The 17,603-nt window shown below is 71.5% G+C and carries 12 protein-coding genes; 3 read left to right on the top strand and 9 right to left on the bottom strand.

What is annotated here, in order from left to right; genetic code table 11:
- Window positions 1-4: 4 nt before the first annotated feature.
- The 3 genes from frc (at window position 5) to ACIP2X_RS01345 (ending at window position 4,896) form a co-directional block, all read left to right on the top strand.
- Entirely contained in the window at window positions 5-1,237 is a 1,233-nt protein-coding gene (gene frc / locus ACIP2X_RS01355) for a formyl-CoA transferase (protein WP_401665957.1), read from the top strand.
- A gap of 4 nt (window positions 1,238-1,241) precedes the next feature.
- Window positions 1,242-3,386: an acetate--CoA ligase family protein gene (locus ACIP2X_RS01350; protein ID WP_401665955.1), complete on the top strand. Its 2,145-nt coding sequence runs from the start codon at window positions 1,242-1,244 to the stop codon at window positions 3,384-3,386.
- 124 nt (window positions 3,387-3,510) lie between these two features.
- Entirely contained in the window at window positions 3,511-4,896 is a 1,386-nt protein-coding gene (locus tag ACIP2X_RS01345; protein ID WP_401665953.1) for an OFA family MFS transporter, read from the top strand.
- 96 nt (window positions 4,897-4,992) lie between these two features.
- On the opposite strand, the gene ACIP2X_RS01340 is transcribed toward ACIP2X_RS01345, so the two are convergent.
- The 9 genes from ACIP2X_RS01340 to ACIP2X_RS01300 form a co-directional block, all read right to left on the bottom strand.
- A complete protein-coding gene (locus ACIP2X_RS01340) occupies window positions 4,993-6,216 on the bottom strand; it encodes a sugar phosphate isomerase/epimerase family protein (protein WP_401665950.1) in 1,224 nt (407 codons plus the stop codon).
- 89 nt (window positions 6,217-6,305) lie between these two features.
- On the bottom strand, window positions 6,306-7,700 hold the full coding sequence (locus ACIP2X_RS01335; RefSeq protein WP_401665947.1) for a nucleotide pyrophosphatase/phosphodiesterase family protein: 1,395 nt from the start codon (window positions 7,698-7,700) through the stop codon (window positions 6,306-6,308).
- Complete coding sequence (gene eboE / locus ACIP2X_RS01330; RefSeq protein WP_401665944.1) at window positions 7,697-8,866, bottom strand: metabolite traffic protein EboE; 1,170 nt, start codon at window positions 8,864-8,866, stop codon at window positions 7,697-7,699. Before eboE ends, ACIP2X_RS01335 begins: the two co-directional genes overlap by 4 nt.
- Window positions 8,867-8,869: 3 nt before the next feature.
- On the bottom strand, window positions 8,870-9,718 hold the full coding sequence (locus tag ACIP2X_RS01325; protein ID WP_401665942.1) for a TatD family hydrolase: 849 nt from the start codon (window positions 9,716-9,718) through the stop codon (window positions 8,870-8,872).
- Window positions 9,718-10,437, bottom strand: coding sequence for an EboA domain-containing protein (locus ACIP2X_RS01320; RefSeq protein ID WP_401665939.1), 720 nt, complete (start codon window positions 10,435-10,437; stop codon window positions 9,718-9,720). The genes ACIP2X_RS01325 and ACIP2X_RS01320 overlap by 1 nt, the downstream gene beginning before the upstream one ends.
- Window positions 10,434-11,420, bottom strand: coding sequence for a sugar phosphate isomerase/epimerase family protein (locus tag ACIP2X_RS01315; RefSeq protein WP_401665937.1), 987 nt, complete (start codon window positions 11,418-11,420; stop codon window positions 10,434-10,436). The genes ACIP2X_RS01320 and ACIP2X_RS01315 overlap by 4 nt, the downstream gene beginning before the upstream one ends.
- A complete protein-coding gene (locus tag ACIP2X_RS01310; protein ID WP_401665934.1) occupies window positions 11,417-12,331 on the bottom strand; it encodes an SCO3242 family prenyltransferase in 915 nt (304 codons plus the stop codon). Before ACIP2X_RS01310 ends, ACIP2X_RS01315 begins: the two co-directional genes overlap by 4 nt.
- Window positions 12,328-13,572, bottom strand: a complete 1,245-nt coding sequence (locus tag ACIP2X_RS01305; protein ID WP_401665932.1) for an inositol-3-phosphate synthase — start codon at window positions 13,570-13,572, stop codon at window positions 12,328-12,330. Before ACIP2X_RS01305 ends, ACIP2X_RS01310 begins: the two co-directional genes overlap by 4 nt.
- An 85-nt stretch (window positions 13,573-13,657) precedes the next feature.
- Window positions 13,658-17,377 carry a ThuA domain-containing protein gene (locus ACIP2X_RS01300; RefSeq protein ID WP_401665930.1) on the bottom strand — a complete coding sequence of 1,240 codons (3,720 nt, stop codon included), beginning with the start codon at window positions 17,375-17,377 and terminating at the stop codon, window positions 13,658-13,660.
- Window positions 17,378-17,603 lie beyond the last annotated feature (226 nt).

Below are 17,603 nucleotides of genomic sequence, written 5' to 3'. Positions count from 1 at the left end.
TCCGGTGACCGCCAAGGCTCTCGAAGGCATCCGCGTCCTGGACATGACGCATGTCCAGTCCGGGCCCTCCGCGACGCAGCTGCTCGCCTGGCTCGGCGCGGACGTCGTCAAACTGGAGGCGCCGTCCGGGGACATCACGCGCAAGCAGTTGCGCGACCTCCCGGACGTCGACTCCCTCTACTTCACGATGCTCAACTGCAACAAGCGGAGCATCACCCTCAACACCAAGACCGAACGCGGCAAGGAGCTCCTCACCGAGCTGATCCGGCGCTCGGACGTCATGGTCGAGAACTTCGGACCCGGCGCCGTCGACCGCATGGGCTTCACCTGGGACCGCATCCAGGAGATCAACCCCCGGATCGTCTACGCCTCCATCAAGGGGTTCGGCGAAGGCCCATACACCAACTTCAAGGCGTACGAGGTCGTCGCGCAGGCCATGGGCGGCTCGATGTCGACCACCGGCTTCGAGGACGGGCCGCCGCTGGCGACCGGAGCCCAGATCGGGGACTCGGGCACGGGTGTGCACGCCGTCGCGGGCATCCTCGCGGCGCTGTACCAGCGCGAGCACACCGGGCGCGGGCAGCGGGTCAACGTGGCCATGCAGCACGCCGTGCTCAACCTCTGCCGGGTGAAGCTGCGCGACCAGCAGCGCCTGGCGCACGGCCCGCTCGCCGAGTACCCCAACGAGGACTTCGGCACCGAGGTCCCCCGCTCGGGCAACGCGTCCGGCGGCGGCCAGCCCGGCTGGGCGGTCAAGTGCGCGCCGGGCGGCCCGAACGACTACGTGTACGTCATCGTGCAGCCCGTCGGCTGGAAGCCGATGAGCGAGCTCATCGGCCGGCCCGAGCTGGCCGACGACCCCGAGTGGTCGACGCCCGAGGCGCGGCTGCCCAAGCTCAACAAGATGTTCCAGCTCATCGAGGAGTGGTCCTCGACCCTGCCCAAGTGGGAGGTGCTGGAGCGGCTCAACGCCCACAACATCCCGTGCGGGCCGATCCTTTCCACCAAGGAGATCATCGAGGACGCCTCACTGGCGGCCAACGAGATGGTCGTCCGGGTGCCGCACCCCGAGCGGGGCGAGTTCATGACCGTCGGCAGCCCGCTGAAGCTGTCCGACTCCCCCGTGGACGTGACCAGTTCGCCGTTGCTGGGCGAGCACAACGCCGCGGTCTACGTCGGCGAGCTCGGCCTCGGTGACGAGGAGCTGCGCCTGCTCAAGTCGAACGGAGTGATCTGACGTGATGGCCGAAGACCGGGTGCTGAGGGTGCGCGCACTCCTCGACACCGTCCGCGCCGAGGGGCGCACGGCACTGACCGCCCCGGAGGGCAAGGTGCTCGCGGACGCGTACGGGATCGCCGTACCCGGTGAGGAACTGGCGACGGACGTCGACGAGGCCGTCGCCCACGCGGCGCGGTTCGCCGGTCCCGTCGTGATGAAGATCGTCTCGCCGGACATCCTGCACAAGACCGACGCCGGCGGCGTGATCGTCGGCGTCGAGGGCGCCGCCGACGTGCGGGCCGCGTTCCACTCGATCGTCGAGAACGCCCGTACGTACGACGCGAACGCCCGGATCGAGGGCGTGCAGGTGCAGGAGCTGCTGCCCAAGGGGCAGGAGGTCATCGTCGGCGCCGTGACCGATCCGACGTTCGGCAAGGTCGTGGCCTTCGGACTCGGCGGAGTGCTGGTCGAGGTCCTCAAGGACGTCACCTTCCGGCTCGCCCCGGTGGACGCCGACGAGGCGCTGTCCATGCTGGACTCGATCCGCTCGGCGGAGATCCTGCGCGGGGTCCGCGGCGCGGCGGCCGTGGACCGCTGGGCGGTCGCCGAGCAGATCCGCCGGGTGTCCCAGCTCGTCACGGACTTCCCGGAGATCGCCGAGGTCGACCTCAACCCGGTGATCGCCACCCCGGAGGGCGCGCTCGCCGCGGACATCCGGGTGATCCTGTCCGAGGCGCCGGCCAAGCAGCGCCGCCGCTACTCGCGCGAGGAGATCCTCACCTCCATGCGCCGGCTGATGCAGCCGCGCGCGGTCGCGGTGATCGGTGCCTCCAACGAGCAGGGCAAGATCGGCAATTCGGTGATGCGCAACCTCGTCGACGGCGGGTTCTCCGGGGAGATCCACCCGGTGAACCCCAAGGCCGATGACATTCTGGGCCGCAAGGCGTACAAGAGTGTCACGGACGTTCCCGGTGAGGTGGATGTGGCCGTGTTCGCCATTCCCGCCAAGTTCGTGGCCGCGGCGCTGGAGGAGGTGGGACGCAAGGGCATACCCAACGCCGTCCTCATCCCCTCCGGATTCGCGGAGACCGGCGAGCACGAACTCCAGGACGAGATCGTGGAGATCGCCGAACGGCACGGCACCCGGCTGCTCGGCCCGAACATCTACGGCTACTACTCCACCTGGCAGGACCTGTGCGCCACGTTCTGCACGCCGTACGACGTGAAGGGCGGCGTCGCGCTGACCTCGCAGTCGGGCGGCATCGGCATGGCGATCCTGGGCTTCGCCCGCACCACCAAGACCGGTGTGTCGGCGATCGTGGGCCTCGGCAACAAGTCCGACCTGGACGAGGACGACCTGCTGACCTGGTTCGGTGAGGACCCGCGCACCGAGTGCATCGCCATGCACCTGGAGGACCTCAAGGACGGCCGGGCCTTCGTGGAGGCCGCGCGGGAGACCGTGCCGAAGAAGCCGGTCGTGGTCCTGAAGGCGGGCCGTACGGCGGCCGGCGCGAAGGCCGCGGGCTCGCACACCGGCGCCCTCGCGGGCGACGACGCGGTGTACGACGACATCCTCCGGCAGGCGGGCGTCATCCGGGCGCCCGGCCTGAACGACATGCTGGAATACGCGCGCGCGTTGCCGGTGCTCCCCGCACCGCAGGGCGACAACGTCGTGATCATCACCGGGGCCGGCGGCAGCGGTGTCCTGCTCTCCGACGCGGTCACCGACAACGGGCTCTCCCTGATGGAGATCCCGCCGGACCTGGACGAGGCGTTCCGGAAGTTCATCCCGCCGTTCGGGGCCGCGGGCAACCCGGTGGACATCACCGGGGGCGAGCCGCCGTCGACCTACGAGGCGACCATCCGGCTCGGCCTGGAGGACCCGCGCATCCACGCGCTCGTCCTCGGCTACTGGCACACCATCGTCACCCCTCCCATGGTCTTCGCCGAACTCACCGCGCGCGTGGTGGCCGAGTTCCGCGAGCGCGGGATCGAGAAGCCGGTGGTCGCGTCGCTCGCGGGCGACGTCGAGGTCGAGGAGGCGTGCCAGTACCTCTACGAACGCGGGGTCGTGGCCTACCCCTACACGACGGAGAGGCCGGTGGCCGTGCTCGGCGCCAAGTACCGCTGGGCGCGGGCGGCGGGGCTGTTGGGGGGCGGCTCATGACGTGAGCTGAGGGGGGAGCCGGCCGACGGTGCGCGTCGGCCGGCCCCGGGACCCGCGCGCGCACGAAAGGCATTGGACAGGGGGCGCTGGCCAGATCTTTCGAACGCAAGGGGTGCAACAGATCATGACAACGACCGATCTGCCAACATCGGTGACCTACCGTGAGGTCACCGACAAGAACGGACGCGTCTATCGGGTCGGCGAGTCCGACATCGACATCATGGGGCGCAAGCGCAAGTGGATGGTGATCCTGCCCTGGGTGGGCATGATGGGCATCTCCTCCGCGGAGTACGCGTTCGCGTCCGCCGAGGAGACGATCCACCAGGCCCACCACTGGTCGGAGGGCAGCATCTTCTGGATGCTGAGCGTCTGGGTGTTCTTCCAGGCCGCGGTGGCCTTCCCGGCGGGACGGCTGCGTGAGACCGGCAAGCTGCCCGCGCGCTGGGCCATGATGCTGGGCGCGACGGGCACGCTGATGGGCTATCTGTCCCTGGCCTTCGCACCGCACGTCATCCTCGCCTTCATCGGCTTCGGTATGTTCAGCGGTATGGGCGCGGGCATGGTGTACGCCACCTGCGTCAACATGGTCGGCAAGTGGTATCCGGAGCGCAAGGGCGGCAAGACCGGCTTCGTCAACGGCGGTTTCGCCTACGGCTCGGTGCCCTTCGTGTTCCTCTTCTCGACCGTGATGGACATCTCCAACTTCAAGGTCATCCTGGTCTCGGTCGGCGTCTTCCTCGCGCTGACGGTCGCCGTCGCCGGCTTCTTCTTCCAGGACCCGCCGAAGAACTGGTGGCCCGCCAACATCGACCCGCTCAACCCGCCGGACGACCCCCGCGCACGCCGTTCCCTGGAGAAGAACCCGCCGGCCGTACACCAGTACAGCCCCGGGGAGGCCTGGAGGACCGGCCGGGTGGCGCTCATGTGGTTCTGTCTCGCCTGCACCTCGGGCGTGAACATCTTCGGCATCGCCTTCCAGGTCGAGATCGGCGAGCACGCGGGATTCGCCGCCGGCATCGTGGCCACCGCCATGTCGCTCAAGGCGATCGTCAACGGCACCGGACGCGGCGTCATCGGCTGGCTCTCCGACCTGTACGGCCGCAAGCAGTGCCTGCTGTACGTCTGTGTCATCCTGGGCCTCGCCCAGTTCGGCATCATCTGGTCGGCGGAGATCCAGAACCTGCCGCTGTTCCTGTTCTTCTCCGCGGTCTCCGGCTTCGGTGGCGGCGCCATCTTCCCGATGTTCGCGGCGATGACGGCGGACTACTTCGGAGAGAACAACAACGCCACCAACTACGGCATGGTGTACAGCTCCAAGCTGGTCTCCGGTCTCGGCTCCGGCATGGGAATCGTCGTCGTGTCGGCCTGGGGCCTCAACGGCGCCTTCATCCTCGCCGGCTGCATCTCGTTCTTCGCCGGCTTCGTGGCGCTGTTCCTCAGCCCGCCGGGACGGCCCAAGGACAAGCGCATCACCCCCAACCCGCAACCTCTGGGCGAGGAGACGGCCTGACGTGACACGTGGCCCACGAGGCCGCACGAGGCACCGAGAACGGACCGGGCGGCCCTTCCCCCAGCTGGGGGAAGGGCCGCCCGATTCGCGTGTGGATCAGCGGCGCCGCTTGCGCAGGGCCGCCATGTTGTCGTAGCTGATCTTGGCCTCACGCAGCGACTGCCCCGGGTCGGTGGCGCTCGGGGAGTTGTCGTCCTCGACCATCGGGTTGTGGTAGTTGCGGTCCCCGACCCGCGAGAAGAACGTCGTGTAGTCGATGACCCCGGTTCCGAAGGGCACCATGTCGTACCCCATGCCGTTGGTCGTGCTGACGACGCCGTCCTTCGCGTGGAACAGCGGGTAGCGCTTGTTGTGGCAGGCGACGAGGCCCGCCGGGTCGAAGACGTTCCTGCGGGTGGAGCCGTCTGCGGCGGTGTACGTGTGGAACTTGTACTGGGCCACGTGCGCCCAGAAGATGTCCATCTCCAGCCAGACCACCCTCGGGTCGGTGACCTTGAGGAAGTACTCCAGCTTGCGGATGCCGGAGCTGCGGGTCGGCCGGCCCTGGTCGTCCAGCGGGCCCCGGTCGAGCAGGAAGCCGTACGCGCCGTCGTGGTTGTGGGTGTAGAGCTTGATGCCCTCGCGGCGGGCGATCTCGCCGAGGGCGTTCCACTTGTCGGCGGCCACGTCCCAGTCGGCACGGTAGGAACTGCCGGTGGGGTCGCCACCGGTGCCCATGTGGTCCATGCCGATGATGTTGGCGATCTCCAGGTGCTTCTTGAAGGTGTCCAGGTCCGCCGTGGTCAGCGGCCAGGACGACGGGATGAAGCCGTGGTTGCCCTGGGCGCGCAGACCGTAGTCGTCCAGCCAGGAGCGCAGCAGCCTGGCACCCGCGACGGTTTCCAGGTCGGCACCGCCGGGCGCGTTGGCGTGCTGGCGGTAGCCCGCGAACTCCACCTGCCGGTAGCCGTGCCGCGCCAGCTGCTTGAAGACCTCGCGGAACCCGGAGGGCAGGTCGGTGGCGAGGGGGTCGCGGGCGGTGGCGTCACGGACCGTGTAGAGGATGATGCCGCGCTTGTGCGCCGGGACGAGAACGTCCCCTCCGTGGCCGTGGCCGTGGCCGTGCCCGTGGCCGTGGCCGTGGTCTCTGCCGCGGTCCTGGGCCAGGGCCGGAGCGGCGCCGAAGACCGGGGCGGCTACCGCTCCGGCCGCCACGGCGGTGCAGGTGCTGAGGAAACGGCGCCGGTCCACTCCGAGGCTGCGGCGCAGTCCCTCGTCGGGGGCGTCGGCGGTGGCTTCGGTGGCGGCCGCGGTGCGGGAAGGGTCGGAATACAGGGTCACGAATGGCCTGCCTTCTCGGTCGTGGCCGGCCCGGTGCCGCCGGGACCGGCCGTTGTCAGTGCCGTGTGTTCCACTCCGGTGGCTGGATCTCAGCCGAGTCCGGCGAGTCGGAGCAGGAGTTGTTTCACCTCGGTGGCCGGGACGCGGTCACCGAGTGCGCGGGGGGTGGAGCAGATGAGGAGCGGGCCGTCGTCGTCGCTCCCGGGGAGGCGGCCGTGGCTGCCGCGAATGGGTGAGGGATCCAGCGGCACGACCGCCATGCGGTAGCGCATACCGAGCTTCTTGCGGGCCAGCGCGGTCGCCGCCTTCACCTTGACGTAGGGGTCGAGGGGATCCATGAAGAGCTCGACCGGGTCGTAGCCGGGTTTGCGGTGGATCTCGACGAGTTGCGCGAAGTCGGGGGCGCGCCCGTCGTCGAGCCAGTAGTAGTACGTGAACCAGGCGTCCGGCTCCGCGACGGCGACCAGTTCGCCGGCCCGCGGATGGTCGAGATGGTGGGCCTTCTTGCCCTCGTCGTCGAGGAGTTGCTCGATGCCGGGCAGCCCGTCGAGCGCGGCCCGGGTCGCGTCGAGGTCCTCGGGGCGGCGCACGTAGACATGGGCGATCTGGTGGTCGGCGACGGCGAAGGCCCGTGACGCCATCGGGTCCAGGTACTCCATGCCGTCCTGCGTGTGCACCTCCAGCAGGCCCGCGCGGCGCAGCGCCCGGTTGATGTCGACGGGCCGGCTCACCGGGGTGATGCCGTACTCGGAGAGCACGACGACGGTACGGCCCTGCGCCCGCGCGTCGTCCAGCAGCGGGGCCACGGCCGCGTCCAGGTCCGCGGCCGCCTTCAGCGAGCGCGGGTCGTCGGGACCGAAGCGCTGGAGGTCGTAGTCGAGGTGCGGGAGGTAGCACAGCGCGAGGTCGGGGTGGCGGGTGCGCAGGATGTGCCGGGTCGCGTCGATGATCCACTGGCTGGAGACGAGGTCCGCGCCGGGCCCCCAGAAGTGGAACAGCGGGAAGGTGCCCAGCTCCTCGGTGAGTTCGTCGTGGAGCTCGGGCGGGCGGGTGTAGCAGTCGGGTTCCTTGCGGCCGTCGGCGTAGTAGACCGGACGGGGGGTGACGGTGATGTCGGTGTCCGCGCCCATGGCGTACCACCAGCAGATGTTGGCGACCGTGTAGCCGGGGTACGCGCGGCGGGCCGCGTCCCAGAGCTTGTCGCCGGCGACGAGGCCGTTGTGCTGGCGCCACAGCAGGACGTCGCCCAGTTCGCGGAAGTACCAGCCGTTGCCGACGATGCCGTGCTCGGAGGGCATGGTGCCGGTCAGGAAGGTGGACTGGGCGGCGCAGGTGACGGCGGGCAGGACCGTGCCCAGCGGGGCGTGGGCGCCGGACTGGGCGAGGGTCTTGAGGTGCGGCATGTGGTCGAGGAGGCGGGGGGTGAGGCCCACGACGTCGAGCACGAGGAGCGGGGTGGGGCGTGCTGGGGCGGGGGCGTTCACGGCAGCTCCTTGAGGCCGAGGTCCGTCAGCAGGTCACGGGCGAGGGTGAGTTCGGCCGCGATGCCGTCCGTCAGCTGGGTGCGGGCGCGGGGCCGCAGCTCCGGCGGGAGGGCCTGCCACGTGTAGGTCTCGACCTCGAGGTGGTGGGTGAGCGGGGTGGCCCCGCCGACGAGCCGGGCCAGCGCGCTCTTCAGCACGGCGAGCGTGGAGGTCAGGGGCGCCGCGGGGTCCGCGTGCAGCGGGACGTGGAAGTGGGCGCGCCACGGTGAGGCGTCGGGCAGGGCGGCGTCCTCCAGGGCGGGACCGAGGTCGTCGGTGCCGCGCAGACCGGCGGCGGTGGCGGTGCGGGTCTGGTGCAGGAAGCGGGGCTCGTCGAAGGCGGCGAGGGCCTCGCGCACCTCGGGGAGATGCGGGTGCTCGGCGTGCAGGGCCGCGGAGAGCTGGGACTTGACGACCGGGACACCGGCGCGGACGAGGGCGTCGAGGGCGGTGTGCGGATCCTCGAAGGAGGTGGCGAGATGGCAGGTGTCGACGCAGATGCCGATGCGGTCGTGGGCGATCGCGGTCAGCGGGCCGATGGCGTCCCCGGTGGTCTCGACGACGCAGCCGGGCTCGGGTTCCAGGCCGACGCGCAGGGAGCGGCCGGTCAGTTCCTGGAGGGCGTCGAGGCGTTCGCCGAGGGTGCGCAGGGCGGCGTGGGCGGCGTCGGCCCGCGGGGCGTCCTGGGCGGTGCGCCAGGCGAGCGGCAGGGTGGAGATGCTGCCCTCGGTGACGTCGTCGGGGAGGAGACCGGCGAGGACGCGGGCGAGGGCGGTGGTGTGTTCGAGGCGCTCGGGGTCGGCCCAGTCCGGCTTGTACACGCGGTACTTGACCTCTTCGGCGCCGAAGCCCTCGTAGGGGAAGCCGTTGAGGGTGACGACCTCCAGTCCGCGCCGGTCGAGTTCGGTGCGCAGGGTGCGCAGCGCGGACGGGTCGGTGACGAGCGCGTGGGCGGCGTCCTTGGCGAGCCACAGGCCGATGCCGAGCCGGTCGCGGCCGAGGCGGCGGCGGACCGGTTCGCAGTGGTCACGCAGTTGCGCGAGGACGCCGTCGAGGGTCTCGGCGGGGTGGACGTTGGTGCAGTAGGCGAGGTGCACCGTGGAGCCGTCCGGGTGGCGGAAGCGCATGGCTCACTCCCCGCCGCGCAGGATGGAGTTGCCCTCGTGGGTGGCGTCGGTCGTGGCGATGTCGAGGTTCAGCCGGCCGCTGAGGCCGTAGAAGGCGACGGGGTTGCGCCACAGCACCTGGTCGACGTCGTCCTCGGTGAAGCCCTCCGCGAGCATCAGGTCGCCGACCTTGCGGGTCTTGAGCGGGTCGCTGCGGCCCCAGTCGGCGGCGGAGTTCACCAGCACCTGCTCGGTCCCGTAGGCCCGCAGGATCGCCACCATCCGCTCCTCGTCCATCTTGGTGTCCGGATAGACGGAGAAGCCCAGCCAGCAGCCGCCGTCCTTGGCCTCCTTGACGGTGGTCTCGTTGAGGTGGTCGATCAGGACGCGGTCCGCCGGCAGGGCGGACTCCCGCACCAGGTCGAGGGTGCGGCGCAGACCGGCCAGCTTGTCGCGGTGGGGGGTGTGCACGAGCGCGGGCAGCTCGTGGTCGGCGGCGAGCTGGAGCTGGGCGGCGAGCGCGGTGTCCTCGGCGGGTGTCATCGAGTCGTAGCCGATCTCGCCGACGGCCACCACCTGGTCCTTGACGAGATAGCGGGGAAGTTCGTCGAGGACGGGCAGGCAGCGCGGGTCGTTGGCCTCCTTGGGGTTCAGGGCGATCGTGCAGTGGTGGGCGATGCCGTACTGGGCGGCGCGGAAGGGCTCCCAGCCGAGCAGGGAGTCGAAGTAGTCGAGGAAGGTCGCGGGCGACGTACGAGGCTGCCCGAGCCAGAAGGCGGGCTCGACGACGGCGCGCACACCGGCGGCGTGCATGGCCTCGTAGTCGTCGGTGGTCCTGGACGTCATGTGGATGTGGGGGTCGAAGATGCGCATCAGGACTCCTTGGCGTGGGGGGTGTCCGATCCCCGCGGTGCGGCGGCGGGATCGGTCAGGGCCAGGACACGGTGCAGGTCCTCGGGTACGGCACGGCCCGCGGCGGTGCGTTCGGTGGCGTAGTCGCCGAGCATGCGGGCCAGTTCGGTGTCCCCGTTCGCACGCCGTTCCAGATCGGCGACGCTGTCCACGGAGACGCCGGTGAACAGGCACTTCAGTACGGCGTGGCGCCAGTTGTGCGCGTCGAGGTGCCGCGCGGCGTAGGGGCCGACGGCGGCGGCGACGAGCCGGGTGTCGTTGGTGCGCAGGGCGTCCTCGATCAGCGGGAGGCCCTCGGGTCCGGCCACCAGGTGGGGCAGGGCGTGCAGCACGGCGCGGCGTTCGGCGCCGGTGCCCTGGCGGTAGACGCGGGCGAGCGAGTCCGGGTCGGCGCCGGCGGCGTGCAGGACCAGCACCCGGGCCGCGTCGGCGTGCTCGTCCCCGCACCGGCGGCCCGCCTCGGCGATGCGCAGTTCCCACACGGAGATGGGCCCGTGCGTGCCGGGGTGGGCGGCGGCCTCCGCGAGTGCCTGGTCGAGCCAGGCGCGGGCGGCTCCCGGGAGGTGGGAGGCGAGGTGGGCGCGCAGGGCGGCGAGCGAGCCGGGGTCGCCGCCCTCGGTGCCGCCCGGGTCGCCGGTTCTCGCCGCCGGGGTCGCCGCGGCGGCGTCGGGGTGCTTCACGGGATGCTCCCTTCGGAGAGGGCGGAGGGTTCGCCGTGGGGTGCGCCGGGCGGGGTCGGGGGTGGGACCGGTCCGGCGGGTGGTGGGGCGGCGGCGCGCAGGAACGGGAGGGAGAGCCCGGCGTGGTGGGGGCCCGCGTGCGAGTGGCGGGGCAGCTCGACGACGGTCAGCCCCTGGTAGCCGGTGGCGGCGAGGGCCGCGAGCACCGGCGGGAAGTCGATCTCCCCTTCCCCGAACGGCAGATGCTCGTGCACACCGCGGCGCATGTCCTCGATCTGGACGTGCCGCAGCCAGGGTCCGGCGGCCCGGACGCAGTCGGCGGGCGGGAGCGGTTCGAGGCACTGGCAGTGGCCGATGTCGAGGGTCAGTCCCAGGACGCCGGGGTCGCCGTCGTCGCCGAGGGTGCGGCGCAGGCGGTGGAAGTCGTCGAGGGTGGCGAGCAGATGGCCGGGCTCGGGTTCGACGGCGAGCGGGACGCCGGCGGCGGCCGCCGCGTCCAGGACCGGGGCGAGGCTGTCGGCCAGGCGTTTCCACGCCGTGTCCTCGTCGGTGCCGGGCGGCAGGATCCCGCTGAAGCAGTGCACGGCGTGGGCACCCAGGTCGGCGGCGACCCGGACGGCCCGCAGCAGCAGGTCCACGCGCCGGGCGCGGTCGTCGGGCTCCGGGTCCAGGAGGGAGGGCCCGTGCTTGCGGCGCGCATCGAGCACGTAGCGGGCGCCCGTCTCCACGGTGACGCCGAGACCGAGCGCGTCGAGGCGCCGCGCGACCCGGCGCGTGCGTGCCGGGAGGTCCGGGGCGAGGGGGTCGAGGTGCATGTGGTCGAGGGTGAGACCGACGCCGTCGTAGCCGAGGTCGGCGAGCAGCGCGAGGGCGTCGTCGAGCCGGAGGTCGGTGAGGCCGTTGGTGCCGTAGCCGAAGCGCAGGGGGGCCTGGGGCGGGGCGGGTTCACGGGGGTGCCGCGCCGGGTGGGGCCGGTGGCTCATGTGATGCTCACTTTCCTCGCGTACCTGCGTCCGATCGGGGCGAGCGCGGCGATGGCCACGGCGGTCAGGCCGGCCCCGGCGCGGGCGGCGAGCGCGGCCTGGAGGGGGATGGTGGCGCGGATGCCGCCGCCGACGGCCCGTTGGGTCAGGGGCGGTGAGGGGTTGAGGGCGGCGTGTGCGTAGGGGCGGCCCGCGGTGGCGGCGTAGGCGCCGGCCAGCGCGATGCGCAGCGCGCCGTCGAGTGTGAGGGCGGGCCGGTCGTGCGCGGCCGTGCCCGGGCCGGTCCCGGCACCGGCTGCGGCCCTGCCGCGTGCCACCAGGCGGCTGAGCAGGGCCGTCGCGGCGAGGGCGGCCAGGGGTGGCAGGGACGAACCCCCCTGGGTCTCCCGGCGGGAGACCGTGGTGACCGCGAGGGTGTGGGTGCCGAGGAGGGCGGCGGAGGGCAGGGCCTCACGGGTGCGGCCGCTGGTGGCGGCGGCACCGAGGAGGTGGTCCAGGCCGCGGGCGGCGGCCATGGCCACCGGGCCCGCGGGGGTGTGCTTCAGAGCGAGGTCGTAGGCCCAGACGGTGGCCGCGAGGGGTGCGGCGACCGTCAGGGCGGGGCGGCCCGCGCGGGCGGCGAGGGCCAGTCCGGCGGCGGTGAGGGCGCAGGCCGCGGCGAGCGCGGAGGACGGCTGGATACGGCCCGAGGGCAGCGGGCGGTGGGGGCGTTCGGCGGCGTCCTCCTCCCGGTCGGCCCAGTCGTTGAGGGCCATGCCGGCCTCGTAGAGGCAGAGGGAGGAGCCGATGGCGAGCAGGGTCCGGGAGTTGGGCGCGACGCCGGTGGCCGCCGCGCCGCTCAGGGCGTCCCCGGGGACGGTGAACAGGGCGGGCAGACGCAGCAGTTCGGCCCAGGCCCGGCTACGGCTCATGCCCGCGTCCCCTGGCTGCCCTCGTCCTCGGTGCCGGTGCCGTCGTCCTGGGTCCGCTCCTCGGGCCAGGCGGGCCCCGCTCCCGCGAGCGCATCCGCGTCCGCGGCCGTACCCGGCCCCGCGGCGCGCAGTCGCTGCGCCAGCCGGCCCAGTGCCACGTACTGCTCCCCCAGGCTCGCGGGCCCGTCCCCGACCGGGTCCTTGAAGTAGAAGCCGAGTTCGCCGAGCGGCCCGGAGACGCCCACCTGGTGGGCGCGGGCGGTCAGGCGTGCCAGGTCCAGGACCAGCGGCGCCGCCAGGGCCGAGTCGCAGCCCTGCCAGATGGTCTGGAGGACCATGCGGGTGCCGAGGAATCCGTCGAAGGCGATGTGGTCCCAGGCGGTCTTCCAGTCTCCGAGGGCCGGGACGTCGTCGATGTGCACCTCGCCCTCGGGAACGGTGCCGAGGGTGTCGGCGAGGACGCGTTCCTTGCCCGCGTTCTTCGCCGCCGCGGCGGCCGGGTCGGCGAGGGCGGCGCCGTCGCCGCCGCCGAGCAGGTTGGTCCCGGACCAGGCCCGTACGGTCAGCGCGCGCTGCGCGAACATCGGGCCCAGCACGGCCCGCAGGAGGGTCTGGCCGGTCTTGCCGTCCCGGCCGGCGTAGGGCAGCCCGCTGTGCTCCGCCTCCCGGGCGGCGACGGGGTGGTGCAGGCCCTCGGACGGGGTGAAGTTCACGTAGGGGCAGCCGGCCCGCAGCGCCGCCAGGGCGTACAGGGTGCTGGCCGGGAGCGGGGCGTCCGGCCCCTGGGACGCGGGTTCGGTGGAGGCGACGTTGACGACCACGGCACGCTCCAGTGCGTTGCGGCGCACGAAGTCGCGTATGTCGTCGGCGAAGGCCGTGATCAGTTCGGTCTGGCTCCTGGTGTCCCCAGGGGTGGGCCCGCCGGGCCTGATCTCACGGTCGGCGGCGGCGAGTTCGGCGCTCACGGCGGCGGCGACGCCGGGCGGGATCACACCGCCCGCGGTGAGGGTCTCGGCGCGCTTGGGCAGGGGGCAGTCGACGGTGTCGTGACCGCCGAAGACGAGGTCGGACAGCGCGGGCAGGCCGCTGTCGGTGAACGGTGACGTCTCGGTCACCATGCCGGTGGGTGGGTGCAGTCCCGCGGTGACGGCGGCGCAACCCGTGACGACGGTGGTGGCGACGGAGCCTCGTGCTCCGATCAGCCACACCCCCACACGCGGTCGGGTAAGGGACGCGGACATGGGCAGCCTCCTTGTCGAGCGCGAACCCCGGGCGGCGGGACAAAGACGGCGGGCGGGGGTCCGGCGTCCCCCGCCCGCCGTCCGCTCAGCCGCCCGTGGTGGGCAGTTCCTTCAACTGGATGTTGCGGAAGGACACCTGGTCGTCGGCTCCGTGGTTCTGGAGGCCGATGTGACCGTCGGTCAGGCTCCGCTGGGGGTCCTTGTTGGTGAAGTCGTTGATCTTGACTCCGTTGAGGAACACCTGGAGGCGTTCGCCCTGGACCTTGATCTCGTAGGAGTTCCACTGTCCGGGCGGACGCAGGACCTGGTCACGGGCCTTGATGTTCGCCGACTTGAACGAGTAGACGGAGCCCGTGGTGCGGTCGGGCGCGTCGGTGGCGTCGATCTGGATCTCGTAACCCTTGTTCACCGCGGACCAGGGGTCGTCGGAGGCGGGGAAGCCCACGAAGATCCCGGAGTTGTCGTCGCCCTGCATCTTCCAGTCGAGCTTGAGGGAGTACGACTTCAGTTCCTTGGCCTGGTACCAGAGCAGACCCATGCCGCCCTCGGACTCCAGGGCGCCGCCCTTGACGTTGAACTTGCCGGGGCCGGCCTGCTTCCAGCCGTCCAGGGTCTGGCCGTTGAAGATCTTCCGGTAGTCCGTGCTCGGCTTGCAGTCCGACTTGACCTGGCCGGTGGCGTACTGCAGACCGCCGAGCAGATGGGCGCGGAAGGCCTCCTCGGCGTAGGACTCCTTGGTGTGGCCGCCGCCGGTGTAGAAGGAGCGGCCGCCGCCGTAGCTCTGGCACCAGGCGATCGGGTGGTCGCCCTTCATGGTGCCGCCCTGGTAGGTGGTCTCGTCCAGGGTGGCGAGGACCTTGGCCTGCTCACGCGGGTTGGTGCGGTAGTTGTACCACTCGTCGGTGCGCTCCCAGGCCTCGCCGAGGTGCGAGGTCGACGGGTGGTCGTGGTCCTCGACGCGGACCGTGGCCTTCTGGATGGCCGGGTGCGAGTCGAAGTAGGCGCCGACGAGGCCGCCGTAGAACTCCCACGCGTACTCGGTGTCGGCGGCGGCGTGGATGCCCATGTAGCCGCCGCCGTTCTTGACGAAGTTCTCGAACGCCGTCTGCTGGGCGGCGTTGAGGACGTCACCGGTGGTGGACAGGAAGGCCACGGCGTCGTACTTGGCGAGGTTGGCCGTGGTGAACTGCCCGGCCTCCTCGGTCGCGTCGACCGTGATGCCGGCCGGTGCGCCGAGCTCCTTCAGGGCCGCGATGCCGGCCGGGATGGAGTCGTGCCGGAAGCCGGCGGTCTTGGAGAAGACCAGGACCTTCTTGCCGCCCTTGAACGGCTCCTTGGAGAACTCGAAGTCGTCCACGTCGTAGAGCGCGCCCTCGCCGCCCCGGAAGACCAGGTAGATCTCCGTGGTGCCCTTGGGCAGCGCACGCAGCGGGACGTCGACGTTCTGGAAGGTGTCCCAGCTGCCGGTCGGCGGAATGTAGGCCGAGCCGTGCAGCGGGCCCTCGGGCGAACCGGTGCGCAGTTCGACGAAGCCGCCGGCGCCGCCGGAGGAGGCCCGCACGGTCATCTTCCTCTGCCCGTCGAACCGGTAGGGGCTGAAGGAGATCCAGTCGCCGTCGTTGATGTCGCCCACGGTCTTGCCGCCGTTGGCGCCGGCCTTGTCGTAGGTCCTGATGCCGGACTGGGCACCGAAGTGCTCGGCCTGGCGGTGCGGCGGCTGGAGCACGGTGCGCGCGGTGCCGGTCAGGGCCTCCTGGCCGTTGGCCCCGCCGTCGGTGTAGCTGGCGCCGACGACGCCGTAGATGTTGGCGTTGGGGTCGTGTCCGCCGTCACCGGGCGGCGGCTTCAGGGTGCCCTCGCAGCCCATCTCGCTGGTCAGCTCGTGGGCGTGGGAGTCGTGGCCGAGGCTGTAGGCCACCTTGACCTTGGAGCAGTCGATCGTCTCCTCGGGGTCGGTGACGGTCACCTTGAACGGGACGGGTTCGCCGAACGCGGCCAGGGTGCCGTTGGCCGGGACGTCGATGCGCACCTTGGGCTCGGTGTTGCCGACCACGATCCGGACGCTGGCGTTGCCGGTGTTGCCCTCGGCGTCCTTGGCGGTGAAGGTGGCGGTGTAGGTGCCGACCTTCTTGTACCGGTGGGTGGGCTTGAGGCCCTCGCCCGTGGTGCCGTCACCGAAGTCCCAGCTGTAGGTGAGGTCCGTGGAGTCGGCGTCCGTCGCGGAACCGGTGAAGGCGACCCTCAGGCCGGCCGCGCCGGACGTCTTGTCGGCGCTCACCTCGGCGATCGGGGAGAAGCCGTCCTCGGCGTGCTCGATCCGGTACAGCGCGGAGTTCTCGTCGCCCTGGAACCAGGACACGCCGTAGTCCAGGACGTAGAGCGCGCCGTCGGGGCCGAACTCCATGTCCATGATCTGGGTGCCGGTCCACGGGAAGTCGTTGATCTTCGCGACCGAGCCGTCCTCGTTCTGCTCGATCCGCTTGATCCAGCGGCGGCCGAACTCACCCGCGAAGAAGTCGCCGTCGTAGGCCTCGGGGAACTTCACGCTGGAGTCGAGGTCGGCGTCGTAGCGGTAGACCGGGCCGCCCATCGGGGACTCGGAGCCACTGCCGAACTCGGGCACGGATCCGCCGTCGTACGGGATCCAGGCGGCCTGCGCGGGCGGCAGGTCGACCAGGCCCGTGTTGTGCGGCGAGGTGTTCTTCGGGGCGGCGCAGTCGAACTTCTCACCGGAGGTGCCGGTGGCGAAGTCGTAGTCGACGTAGGCGTCGTTGTTCCCGGTGCAGAACGGCCAGCCGAAGTTGGCGGCCTCGGTGACCTTGGCGAACTCGACCTGTCCCGCCGGGCCCCGGTTCGGGTTGGCGGCGCCCGCGTCGGGGCCGTAGTCGCCCACGTACACGATGCCGGTCTTGTCGTCGACACTCATCCGGAACGGGTTGCGGAAGCCCATCGCGTAGATCTCGGGACGGGTCTTCTCGGTGCCCGGGGCGAAGAGGTTGCCCTCCGGAACGGTGTACGAGCCGTCCTCGCCGACCTTGATGCGCAGGATCTTGCCGCGCAGGTCGTTGGTGTTGCCCGAGCTGCGGCGGGCGTCGAAGGCGGGGTTGCGGCCCTCGCGGTCGTCGATCGGCGTGTAGCCGTCGGACGAGAAGGGGTTGGTGTCGTCGCCGGTCGACAGGTAGAGGTTGCCGTCCGCGTCGAAGTCGATGTCGCCGCCGACATGGCAGCAGGTGCCACGGGAGGCCGCGACGTCCAGGACCTTCTTCTCGCTCGCCATGTCCAGCGTGCCGTTGGGGTTCAGCACGAAGCGGGCGAGGCGGTTGACGCCGTCGAACTTCGCGAGCTCCTCGGGGGTGCCGCTCTCCGGGGCGTCGCCCGCGGGGGTGTCGAGCGGCGGGGCGTAGTAGAGGTAGATCGCCCGGTTGTTCTCGAAGTCCGGGTCGATGCCGACGCCCTGCAGGCCTTCCTCGTCGTGGCTGTAGACGGGGATCTTGCCGGCGACCTTGGTGACGCCGCCCTGGTCGGTCAGGCGCAGCGTGCCGTCGCGCGAGGTGTGCAGGACGCTGCGGTCGGGGAGCACGGCGAGCGACATCGGCTCGCCCATCTCGGGCTCGCCCTTGGCGAGCGGCACCTGCTGGAACTGCCCCTCGGCGGCCGGTTCGTCGTGTTCGGGGTGGCCGGGGTGGGCGCCGGCGACGGTCGCCGGGGTGCCCACGGCCAGCAGCAGGCCGGTGAACAGGGCAAGGGCGGTACGAAGCCTGGGACGCCTCGTGGTGCGGGTACTTCTGAGTCTGGTGCTGTGCACGAAGTCCCTCCGGGAACGGGGTGGGCCGTACGGAATGGGTGCGTGGACGTGCGGTGCGGGCGCCGGGGTGCGCCGTCACCCCGGAGGTGGATGTGTCCTGAATACTTCAGGGACGGTAACCGCTTGCGTCGCGGCCGAACACCCCTTGGGCCAGGACCTGTTGAACTTTCTCCCATCACTGGACAAAGCGGTATCCGGGCAGGTCGGAGGGGGGACCGGCGGTGAT

Source organism: Streptomyces sp. NPDC089424 (assembly GCF_044749345.1).
Taxonomy (GTDB): Bacteria; Actinomycetota; Actinomycetes; order Streptomycetales; family Streptomycetaceae; genus Streptomyces.
Note: the sequence above shows the minus strand (reverse complement) of the source record. Positions and strands in the feature narration are given on the sequence as shown.

Bases quoted from the DNA above. Each gene is read 5' to 3' on its own strand.
- ACIP2X_RS01315 (WP_401665937.1), bottom strand. From the start codon at position 11,420: ATGAGCCACCGGCCCCACCCGGCGCGGCACCCCCGTGAACCCGCCCCG.
- ACIP2X_RS01310 (WP_401665934.1), bottom strand. From the start codon at position 12,331: ATGAGCCGTAGCCGGGCCTGGGCCGAACTGCTGCGTCTGCCCGCCCTG.
- ACIP2X_RS01350 (WP_401665955.1), top strand. From the start codon at position 1,242: ATGGCCGAAGACCGGGTGCTGAGGGTGCGCGCACTCCTCGACACCGTC.
- ACIP2X_RS01325 (WP_401665942.1), bottom strand. From the start codon at position 9,718: ATGCGCATCTTCGACCCCCACATCCACATGACGTCCAGGACCACCGAC.
- eboE (WP_401665944.1), bottom strand. From the start codon at position 8,866: ATGCGCTTCCGCCACCCGGACGGCTCCACGGTGCACCTCGCCTACTGC.
- ACIP2X_RS01305 (WP_401665932.1), bottom strand. From the start codon at position 13,572: ATGTCCGCGTCCCTTACCCGACCGCGTGTGGGGGTGTGGCTGATCGGA.
- ACIP2X_RS01345 (WP_401665953.1), top strand. From the start codon at position 3,511: ATGACAACGACCGATCTGCCAACATCGGTGACCTACCGTGAGGTCACC.